This is a genomic window from Actinophytocola sp., assembly GCF_036378875.1.
Taxonomy (GTDB): Bacteria; Actinomycetota; Actinomycetes; order Mycobacteriales; family Pseudonocardiaceae; genus Actinophytocola.
Window position 1 is genome coordinate 1 of sequence record NZ_DASUVO010000126.1, and the last position, 10410, is coordinate 10410.

A 10410-nucleotide genomic window follows, 5' to 3' on the forward strand; every position below is an offset into this window, starting at 1 on the left:
CTCGGTGACCTCGTACGCCGTCTCGTCGCCGATGGACCAGAGTGTGGACACGACATGGCGGAAGCCGGCCAGTTGCAGGGCCGCCGCGAGGTGGATGGACTCGTCCGGTAGCCCGGTCCCGCCGACGGCGGTGCGGCACGCCGTGAGGACGGCCAGTTCCGCGTGCTCGAGATCGAGACGTGCTAGATCATCGACCCGCAGTGGCTCGTCGGCCAGGTACAGCGCGCCCTGGCTCGGGTCGGCCAGGTTCTGCCCACCGTGGCAGGCGATGTGCGCGTACGCGTGCTCCGCGAGTGACCGCACGGCCTGTGCCCTGGTGGCATCGGTGACCACCGTGCTACCTGGAAACCGCTGGGCCAACGCCTCAGCTTCCCGTTGCGCGGCCGGTAGCGGTGGCAGTGATCGCTCATACGGTGGACGGTTCGCGCAGGCCAGGACCAGCAGTCGAGTACCACCAGCCCGCGTGACCTGGCGGGCGCGGATCAGGCTCCGCAACGTTGTCGCGTACGACGACACGACGTTGTCGGGCACGCTCTTGTCTTCGTCGTGGTGACCGGCGGCGTGCAATGGCAGCAGCGCCAGCGGTCCGGTCGGGCACCACCAGACACGTCCGCCGCGCAGCTGCGCCAGAATCGGCGCGGATACGCTGTCCCACAACCACTCCAGCGTGTCCAAGATAGACTGACGCAGCACGCCGGGAGGGCCGTCGGCCGCGCTGAGCCGTTCGACGGTCTCCAGGTAGTTCTGGGCGCGCCTTCGGGCATCCGTCCCCGTCAGGCCCGGTAGTGGGATCAGCCGCACACCAGTGGTCGTGACCACGAGGGCGTCGCAGCGGAACTCGCTCACGTTGATCAGCACGACGGGTCCGTTGGCAGCCGCCTCGGCCAGGCGCGCGAAGGGTGTCGGGAGGAGGAAGTGCTCGAAACCGGGCAGCTTTCGGACTTCCGCCACCCCGGTTTCCCACTCGCGGGCCAGGTTTCGTTGCCGGTCACCGCCTTCGTCGAGCCTGCCGCGTACCGCGCTCAGGCGGTCGGCCAGCTCGGGGTGCGCCACCCGCAGCGCGGCGAGGTCCGTCCTCGTGTCCAAAACCTGTCCCCACAGCACAGAACGTCCGTGGTCGAGTAGCTCGACCGCGCGTTCCGGTTGGCCAGCCGCGATCGCGCACGCGGCCGCGTCGCTGGCCACCAGAGGCCAGCGGCTCAACAGGCGTTCGGCGTCAGAACGGGCCAGGCCGCGCCACGCCACAAGCGGCAGAAGTGCCACGGCATCGGCGAAAGCACCCGTCGCCGCCGGCCAGTCGGCACGCACGCCGAGCAGCCTCGCGCGCTGGGCGGCCGCGTCCATTCGGGCCTGGGGCGGTGACATGGTGCTGGCGGCCGCCTCGGCGAGCAATCCGTCGATCTCCGGATCGGCATCCGGGAGTGTCCTGGCCAGCGCGAGCAGCGTCGTCGCCCGGTGTGGGGAGTCCGCGCCTTCCTGGTCGAGCACCAGGCGGAACTGCTGCGCGGCTTCCGCGAGGTCACCCCGGTCGTACAGTGCCAGCGCGAAGTTGAACTGTTCCACGGACCGGTTCCCGGCGAGGTCGGTCGCGGCGCGGAGCAGCCTGATGGCCTCGTTGATGTCGGCCCGCCCGCCGGTGAGCCCGAAGCGGGTGCGCAGCCGGTTGCCGAGGTTCCCGATCGCCGTCACACGCAGGTTCGGGTCCTCGGTCGCGGCGGCCTGTCGGCCGATCTCGATGGCGCGGTCGAGGTCGCCTCGGTCACCGGTGTGCTGGAACCGTTGCATGTAGACGGTACCCAGCGTGCCGAGATTGCGTTGCCGGTCAATGGAGTTCGGCTCGCTCGTCTCGACGGCCTGGCGTGCGGCGTGCTCCGCGTCCGTCAGGTCGCGTGCGCCGCCATCGCGTTCGAAGCGGCGGACCAACGCGGCGGCGAGAATGTTCAGATGGTTCGACTCGGTGCTGTCGCCGATGAGCGAGGCGGCCTGGGTTGGCGTGGCGTTGACGGCCAGGCGAAGCTGTTCGATGCCCTCGTCGAGTTCCCGCGCGGCACCCGTCGCCTCGTAGTGCCGCATCAGTCCGGCACCCAGCGCGGCGTGGATCAACGGAGCGAACTGCGCGTCCGCCGGCATCGCCGCCACGAGGGTGCGCCCCAACCGGACCAGCTCGTCCAGCGCACTCGCGTCACCGCCGTGGTCGTATCGCCGGAGCAGCTCGGAAAGCCGGTTGGCGTAGCGGACGATGTCGGCGCTGTCGGTCGCGATGTCCTCCGGGCGTCCCACCGGCTCGTCCGCGGGCCCCGAGACGAACTCAAGCCGACCCAGTAGCTCCCGCTCGTCGGCTTGACGTGTGTCCAGTTCGGACATTCTGACGGCCAGGAGGTCGAGTTCGGTCCGCACCGACTCGTCGCCACCGTTGCGGAGGGCGGCTTCCAGCGTCTCACGGGCCGCCTCCAGGTCGTGTGGCATCCCGGTGTGGTCGAAGCGCAGGACCAAGGCGGAGCCGAGGTTGTGCAGAACTACGGGGTAGTGCGGCGATTCGCATGGGAACTCGCCAACCGCCTGCCGCAGGAGGTCGACGGACTCGTCCACATCGGATAGTTCGACTGTGTGCCGGAAGCGGTTGCGCAGAAGGAGTCCGAGATCGTGCAGCGCGCCGGGGCGGCGCTGGTGCCCGGGCGGTGTCTCCGCGACGAGCTGGCGGAACACCTCGATGGCGGCGTCGATGTCGACCAGCGTGTCGCTCAGGTTCGACTTGGTCGCCAGCACGTCGCCGAGTGAGCCGAGGAACGGCGCCCGGTTGGGATCACCAGGGTGGCACAGCCGCACGGCCCGCCGGATCGTGGCCTCCGCCGCGGCAAGATCGGCGGGGTCGCCTGCGGCCCGGAACCGCCAGATCAACGCGATGCCCAGGTAGCAACAGTACGCACCGAGATCGGGGCAGTCGCTGGTCAGTTCCTCGATCGCGGCCCTGATCAGCTCAGCGCCCTGCGAGACCGTGCGTTCGTCATTGCGCGCGAGCCCCTCGTTGATCAGCTCGAGGGCTTCCTGCGCCCTGCTGACCGGGTCACGGGGCGGTCTCGGCGGCGGCGCGGACTTGCTTTCCTGCTCCTGAACCAGACTGGCGAGCGCCTTCGTGAGCGCGGGGCGTTCCGAGTAGTCGCGTGGCAGCAGTCGTAGTGCCTCACGCAGCGACTCGACGGCTGCCGCGAGGTCGGCCGGGTTGCCCTGCTGCTCGTAACGGCAGTACAAGGCAGTGGAGAGATTGCGGTGGAAGACACCGCGTTGCGAGGAGTCGGTGCCGGCAAGACCAAGCAGCTCTTCCATGACTCGTACGGCCTGTTCGGCGTACTCGTGCGACTCTGCCTTCCTGGCCAGGCAGATCAGGCTCGCAGACAGGTTGTTGAGCACGGTCGCCCGCTCGGCGAAGCCGCGCGGCGCGAGCTCCAGTAGCTCGCGGTACACCTCGACACAGGGCCGCGCGTGCTCGGGAAGATCGCTGCGTTCGAACCGGGACGACAGTCCCTCGCTGAGCACGGTCAGGTAGATGAGGCGGTGTGGATCCCCGGCCGGGCACAGCCGCAGGGCCTCCTGGCCGAAGCGGATCGACTCGTCGAGCGCGCCGGCATCGGACGAGTTCCGGTACACCTGCAACATGGCGGTGCTGAGGAACAGCAGATAGCCGGATCGATGGGGGTCGCCGGTCGGCAGTCGCGCGACCGCACTCTCCAGCTCCCGCGCCCCCACCAGAAGCAGGTCCGTGCGCCCGGTGGACAGGCCCTGATCGATGAAGGCCCGTGCCTGCGCGATACGAAGCTGCAGTTGCTCACTGGCCGCCGGCCGTCCGAACATGCCCACCCCCAGCTGGAATGGTTACTGTAGCCATCCACGAACCGGGCCGCAGGCAGTTGGGGAGACGGAATGGCCGACGAGCCCACCGAGGGCCAAGAGCTGGCGCTGTGGTGTGCCGCACTGCCGAGTCTGCGTGTGACCGCGGCACGCACCGGGGTGCTGGCCCGGCTGGAACGGGACGTCGCCAGGGTCCGTGACGGCGGCTCGGCCCGCGTTCCGGTACGGAAATGGCTGCACGACAACGAGTCCGACCCACAACGCGGCTGGGCGGACCGGCTGACCACCGGCATCGCCGGTATCCCCGGGAGACAGACACGCTCCGTCGGCGTCGGCGAGTATTCGTGCCCGCTCGACCGCTGCGAGCGCAGGGCAGGCCGAGACGGCGCTGGTCACGTCCCGACGTGCGCCGCGCTCGACACCGTCATGCGGCCGGCGACCTGATGACGGGCATTCTCACCGAGGTCGGCAGGCGGCTCAACAGCGGCTGGCTGCTCAGCGTGTGGTTGCCGGGCATCCTGTTCCTCGGCGTCGCCGGCTGCGCGGTCACGTTGGGACACGTCCACGCGCTGGACGCCGAACAGCTGTCTGTTCGCGTCGACGCCACCTCGGCGGAACTGCGCGAGCGACTCGGGCGGCTGGTCGTCACGTTCGGGGTGGCGGCGGTCGCGGCCGGGATCATCGGCACGACGGCCGGCGGAGTCGGCGCGCTGGTGGAACGGTGGTGGCTGCGGACCCGACCCGCCGGCACGCCCCGCGCCGAGGCGCCCGCCGCGAGCGACGGTCAGACGCCGATCGCGGCCTACCTTCCGACCCAGCCGACCGCGATGAGCGAACAGCTGCGGCAGCTGGAAGCACGTGTCCGCGCCCAGTACTGGATCAGCGTGACGCTCGCGTGGCCGCGGATCTGGCTGCTGGTCAACGACACCGTGCGACAACCCCTCCTCGACGCACGCGCCCGGTTCGCCGAGGCGGTCCGGCTGGCCGGGTGGTCGGTGCTGTACCTGCTTGTTGGCCTGTGGTGGTGGCCGGCCCTCCTCGCGGCGGGGGTCGTCTACTCGACGGCGTGGTGGCGCGCACGGACCAGCCTGGCCGAGTTCACGGACCTCGTGGAGGCCGCCGTCGACACGCATCACCGTGCGCTCGCCGAAGCGCTGGGGATGACGCTCTCCCGACCCGGAATCACCGAGTCCGAGGGAGCACTGATCGACGACCAGCTGCGCAAGGCCGGGCCGCCGCTTGATGGTTGAGGTCGGAGGTAGACCGCGGCCGGCCATGCGCACCATGTGTCACTGCTGGAGGGTTGAGGTGTCGGAGACGGTGATGGTCCAGCTGATTCCGTGTGGGGCGAGGAAACTGAGGAAGCTGGTCGGGTCGTATGCCTGTGCCGGGGCGAGCACGCCTGGTTTGGCGCCGTCGACGACCAGGCGGCGGGCGGCTTCGACGGCGATCACGGCGGTAATGCCGTAGGTGTCGTGGCCTCGCAGGATGCCGCGGGCTGTTTGGCCGTCGCGGCCGACGGCGTCGATGAGGTAGGTGAACCGTTGGGTGCGGCGGTCCTCCTCGGTGGGCCCTTCGGGCAGGCTGTCGATGATCTGCGGAGTGAGCGGGGTGTCCAACTGGGCCGCGATCGCGGCGTCGACGAGGCTCTCGACGTGCCGAACCGCTATGTGGCGAGGGATGGTGACCACCTCGGACAAGGGGCATTTCACCACGTCGGCCGGTTGCGGGGTGTCGGGCAGGGTGATCGAGGTGTGCCGGGCGGGGGTGCCGATTCGCCAGTCACCGTCGTCGTAGGTGAGGCCGCCCGCCTTGATCGCGTCGAGCGTCTCGACGGCCGAGCGAAGCGAGCCGCGGGAGAACCCACCCCCGCCGGTGACAAAGTGGCTGACGGTGATCTCCTCGATCGGCTGGACGCGCTCGGCGACCAGATGGGCGAGCAGATCCCCGGGGACGCACCCGTCGTTCGTGGAGGGGACGACGGTGACTCCGGCGCGCTCCGCCTCACCGGCGAAGGTGTCGAAGACCGCTTTGGTGTAGAGCTGCTCGCCGGCGGTGTCGACGTGGTGGCAGCCGGCGGCGATGGCCGCGCTGATCACGGCGGGGCCGGAGCTGGTGAACGGTCCGGCGCAGTTGATGACCGCATCCGCTCCGCGGAAGGCCGCGACGAGGGCGTCGTGGTCGTCGGTGTCGGCTACCCGCTGCTCGGCACCGACTGTTCCGGCAGTCGTCGCGGCCTCGCGCAGGCGCGCGCCGTTGCGGCCGACGAGCACGATGTCGATGTCGTGGCGGGCGAGTTCCGCGAGGACCAGCTTTCCCTGGTAACCGTTGGCGCCGTAGACGGCGATCTTCACGTGGATCTCCTGGTTCGCGCAATGAGTGACGATGATGTCGTGCGAGCCGATTGACCAGCTCGCCGGCAAGTTCACCGTATGGCGACCTGGGTGAGACTCCCTATACGTGAGGATCTCCAGTTCATGCGCGACCGTCTTCGCTGAGAGCGTGGCGATACGCTGACCGAGTGGATGTGCTCTCCGACGCGGTCACCGCCATGCGCACCGGCCAACCACACTCCGGCCGGGTACACCGGCCGGCGCCGTTCGGCATGCGAAACCCACCGGTCGCGGGCGCCGGCTTCCACATCGTCCTGCAGGGATCGTGCTGGCTGTTCCCACCCGACGGCGCACCGATCGCGCTCGGAGTCGGGGATGTGGCATTCCTGCCCCACGGAGCCGCCCATGGCCTCGCCGACAACCCCTCGACCCCGCTGATGGACGCCGCCGCGTCACCGGCCGAGACCTCACCCGGCCAACACGCGACAGACAGCTCGGCCGCTGCGACGGTCATGCTCTGCGGCGCTTATCTGCTGGACCGGTCCCGGGCACATCCGCTGCTCAGCGACCTGCCGGAGGTCATCCACCTCCCGGCCCGGGTCGGCCACCATCCCGGGCTCCGCGCCGCCGTCGACCTGCTCGGCGAGGAACTGGAGCAACCACGGCCAGGCGGCGACGCCATGCTGCCCGCCCTGCTCGACGTGCTGCTGCTGCACATCCTGCGCGCCTGGTTCGACGAACAATCCGCCCACGGCGCCACCACCGGCTGGGCAGCAGCACTACGCGATCCCGCCGTCGCCGCCGGGCTGCGGGCCATCCACAGCGACCCCGGCCAGCCTTGGACCGTCGCGGAACTGGCCTCCCGGGCCGGACTGTCCCGCGCGGCCTTCGCCCGACGGTTCACCGCGCTAGTCGGCCAGCCGCCACAGGCATACCTGACCTGGTGGCGGATGACGCTCGCGGCCCGCATGCTGCGCGACACTGACGCACCGTTAGCCACGGTGGCCAGGAAGGTGGGCTACACCTCAGAATTCGCCTTCGCCCACGCATTCAAACGCGAACTTGGGTTAGCACCCGGTGGATTCCGCCGATCCACCTCTCGACAAGTAGTCTGAGCCGCCGACAGGCGACCCACCTCCCCATGCTCCAGACGCACTGTCATCCCCGCGACGCTCAGGTGCGGAGCGCGGCCCGCAAAAGAAGCGTTTATCCCACCCGTGGCGACTTCGGCGCTGGGCTGATTAACGGCGAATCCGACGACGGCGGTTTCGACGAGTTCATCCCGACCGACGTTTCAGTTCGGCGCTCTCGCCCGCAGTGCGGCGACCTTCGCCTGCGACTGCGAAACTATCGCCGCTGACGCACACCAAGATCATCCCACAGAGACGGTCAAGTCCAGCAAACCACCTGACCAGTTACCTCTTGAAGGTTCAGAAACAATCTGGCAACCTCATGGGGCGGGTGATGTTCACTGTTCCTTCCAATGCCCTATTTGATGCGAGCGCGTTCAGCGGCCTCGGATGTTAGCGCTAACACTACAGGCGCTGTCCTCCCGGTGATCGCTTTTGCCTCGACAAGGAGCCCGTCATGAGATCCAACGCGAGTCTGAGCAGGACCGCCGACGACGTGGCTGGCGCGTCGGATTGGTCGCCGTCCTCGCGATCACCCTCGTACTAATCTGGGAGCGCTCTCTATAACGCAACGCATATCGGGCCTCGCGCGGCCCGGATATTGTAAGGAGAACCATCATGAGTTCGATGGGCCAAGCCCCACCGACCGTTCCATTCCGGGCGGCACCCCACCGAAAGTATCGAATCCGGCGCAGCGGTGTGGCGCGCGCGCTGATCACCCTGCTCGCGACCGTCCTCACGGCCACCGCGGCCGTCGCGCTCAACACGAGTGCGGCGTCGGCGGCAACCGTCGACACGAGCGCGTGGTATGTGCTGATCAACCGCAACAGCGGCAAAGCGATGGACGTTGCCGGCACGTCCACCGCCGACGGCGCGGTGATCCAGCAGTGGGCCCGCCATGACGGAGCCAACCAGCAGTGGCAGTTCGTGGACTCCGGCAACGGCCACTACCGGCTGAAGTCGAAGAACTCCGGCAAGATCCTCGACGTCAACGGCCGGTCGACCGCCGACGGTGCGAAGGTCCAGCAGTGGACGGACCTCAACGGAACCAACCAGCAGTTCCGTCTCGTCGACACCGACAGCGGCTACGTCAAGCTGATCAACAACAACAGCGGCAAAGCCGTGGAGGTGACAGGCGCGTCGACCGCGGACGGAGCAGCCGTCGTCCAGTACAGCAACTCGAACGGGGCCAACCAGCAGTGGCAACTCGTCCGCTTGGCGGACGCTCCCCCCGGCGCGTGCTCGCTTCCGTCGACGTACCGCTGGTCATCGACGGGGTCGCTGGCGAACCCGAGGCAGGGGTGGGTCTCACTCAAGGACTTCACCCACGTCGTCCACAACGGCAGGCACCTGGTCTACGCGACGACGCACGACATGGGAACGACGTGGGGCTCGATGAACTTCACCACGTTCACGAACTGGTCCGACATGGCCTCGGCCAGCCAGAACGCGATGAACTCCGGCACCGTCGCACCCACGCTGTTGTACTTCGCCCCGAGGAACATCTGGGTGCTCGCCTACCAGTGGGGTGGGCCCGCGTTCAGCTACCGGACGTCGAGCGACCCCACCAACCCGAACGGATGGTCTGCGCCGCAGACGCTTTCCACCGCGAGCATCACCGGCTCCGGCACGGGCCCCATCGACCAGACACTCATCGGTGACGGCACGAACATGTACCTGTTCTTCGCCGGGGACAACGGCAAGATCTACCGTTCCAGCATGCCCATCGGGAACTTCCCGGGCAGCTTCGGCTCGTCGTACACACAGATCATGAGCGACTCGACGAACAACTTGTTCGAAGCGGTCGAGGTCTACAAGGTCCAGGGCCAGAACCAGTACCTGATGATCGTCGAGGCGATCGGGGCCAACGGGCGCTACTTCCGCTCGTTCACGTCCAGCAGCCTGGGCGGTTCGTGGACACCGCAGGCCGCCACCGAGAGCAACCCCTTCGCCGGCAAGGCCAACAGCGGTGCAACCTGGACCAACGACATCAGCCACGGCGACCTGATCCGCAGCAACCCCGACCAGACCAAGACCATCGATCCCTGCAACCTGCAGTTCCTCTACCAGGGACGTAGCCCCAACTCCGGCGGTGACTACGGCCTCCTGCCCTACCGACCGGGTGTGCTGACACTGCAGCGCTAATCGCCTGACACAGGTGCCCTCACGCGCCGGATGATGATGCGATCGCCGTCGGTTCTGCCGATTCAGCAGAGCCGACGGCGTCCTACTGGTCAGAACTTCGAGACAGTGCGGAGGCCGCACAGGAACGGACTTCCGGATCGGCGTCGGCGGCAGCCTGCTCCAACACGGCCTCGGTCTCGCCGTCCGGATGGGCGGCCAGCACACGGATCGCGTCGCAGCGGTCGTGCTGGTAGGCCGTGCTGTCCCGCAGGATCGCGATCACGGTGGCGCGGCCGGTTCCGTGGCCGAGCTTGAGAAGTCCGCGCGCCGCGAGCAGGCGGACGTACGCTGTGTTGGCTGTGGACGTGGCCATGTCCAACAGCGCCGGCACAGCGCGGGCGCAGTCGGCGTCGCCCAGCGCGAGCGCGGCGCGGGGGTCGCCTGCACGCACGATCGCGATCGCGAGGTCTTCGGCCTCGGTGCGTTCGTCACCGGTCAGCTCCGGCAGCGATGCGATGTCCCCGAACATGGAGTCCATGGCGTCCTTGCCACCCAGGTCGCTGGTTGTGAGCCCCCGCACGACCGCGCCGAACTGCGATGACCGCCCGAGGGTCACCGGCGCGAAGGCGGGCGGCGGCGGCACCCGAGGACTCATCGGGTTCCCGGCGACCTCGAGGCGGGTGAGTGTGGCGAGACCGTCCAGCGCCTCGGGTAACGCGGTGAGCATGTTGTCGCTCAGGTCGAGATGGACAAGGTGGGTCAGTGCGCCGATCGTTTCGGGTACAGCGGTGAGCCGGTTGCGGCTCAGGTTCAGCGCGCTGAGGCCGGAGAGCCGACACACCGCCGGGGGCAGCGCGGCAAGCCGGTTGCCGGCCAGTCTCAGTACATCGAGCCCCGTCAGGCTGTACACCGGAAACCCTACCGACGTCGGCGAACTGTGCCTGCGCGGTCCCCAGCGTTTCGACGGGTACCTCGAC

The 10410-nt window shown here is 68.6% G+C and carries 7 protein-coding genes; 4 read left to right on the forward strand and 3 right to left on the reverse strand.

The genetic code is table 11. The features are described 5' to 3' along the window. Positions 1–3849, reverse strand: a 3849-nt coding sequence (locus tag VF106_RS35950) for a CHAT domain-containing protein (protein ID WP_330844409.1), incomplete at its 3' end; no start/stop codon positions are given. Between the two features lie 69 nt (positions 3850–3918). On the opposite strand from VF106_RS35950, the gene VF106_RS35955 reads away from it, so the two are divergent. Both VF106_RS35955 and VF106_RS35960 read left to right on the forward strand, forming a co-directional pair. Beyond that, positions 3919–4290, forward strand: a complete 372-nt coding sequence (locus VF106_RS35955; protein ID WP_330844410.1) for a hypothetical protein — start codon at positions 3919–3921, stop codon at positions 4288–4290. Beyond that, positions 4290–5096: a hypothetical protein gene (locus tag VF106_RS35960; protein WP_330844411.1), complete on the forward strand. Its 807-nt coding sequence runs from the start codon at positions 4290–4292 to the stop codon at positions 5094–5096. Before VF106_RS35955 ends, VF106_RS35960 begins: the two co-directional genes overlap by 1 nt. 39 nt (positions 5097–5135) lie before the next feature. On the opposite strand, the gene VF106_RS35965 is transcribed toward VF106_RS35960, so the two are convergent. Then, the gene (locus tag VF106_RS35965; RefSeq protein ID WP_330844412.1) at positions 5136–6200 is read right to left on the reverse strand and encodes a saccharopine dehydrogenase family protein; all 1065 of its coding nucleotides are present in this window, start codon (positions 6198–6200) and stop codon (positions 5136–5138) included. 167 nt (positions 6201–6367) lie between these two features. Between VF106_RS35965 and VF106_RS35970 the strand changes: the two genes are divergently transcribed. Further along, complete coding sequence (locus tag VF106_RS35970) at positions 6368–7294, forward strand: AraC family transcriptional regulator (RefSeq protein WP_330844413.1); 927 nt, start codon at positions 6368–6370, stop codon at positions 7292–7294. A gap of 633 nt (positions 7295–7927) precedes the next feature. Next, positions 7928–9454 carry a non-reducing end alpha-L-arabinofuranosidase family hydrolase gene (locus VF106_RS35975; RefSeq protein WP_330844414.1) on the forward strand — a complete coding sequence of 509 codons (1527 nt, stop codon included), beginning with the start codon at positions 7928–7930 and terminating at the stop codon, positions 9452–9454. A gap of 82 nt (positions 9455–9536) precedes the next feature. Here the strand turns inward: VF106_RS35975 and VF106_RS35980 are convergent. Then, positions 9537–10410: HEAT repeat domain-containing protein (locus tag VF106_RS35980; RefSeq protein WP_524535865.1), on the reverse strand; the 874-nt coding region annotated here is incomplete at its 5' end.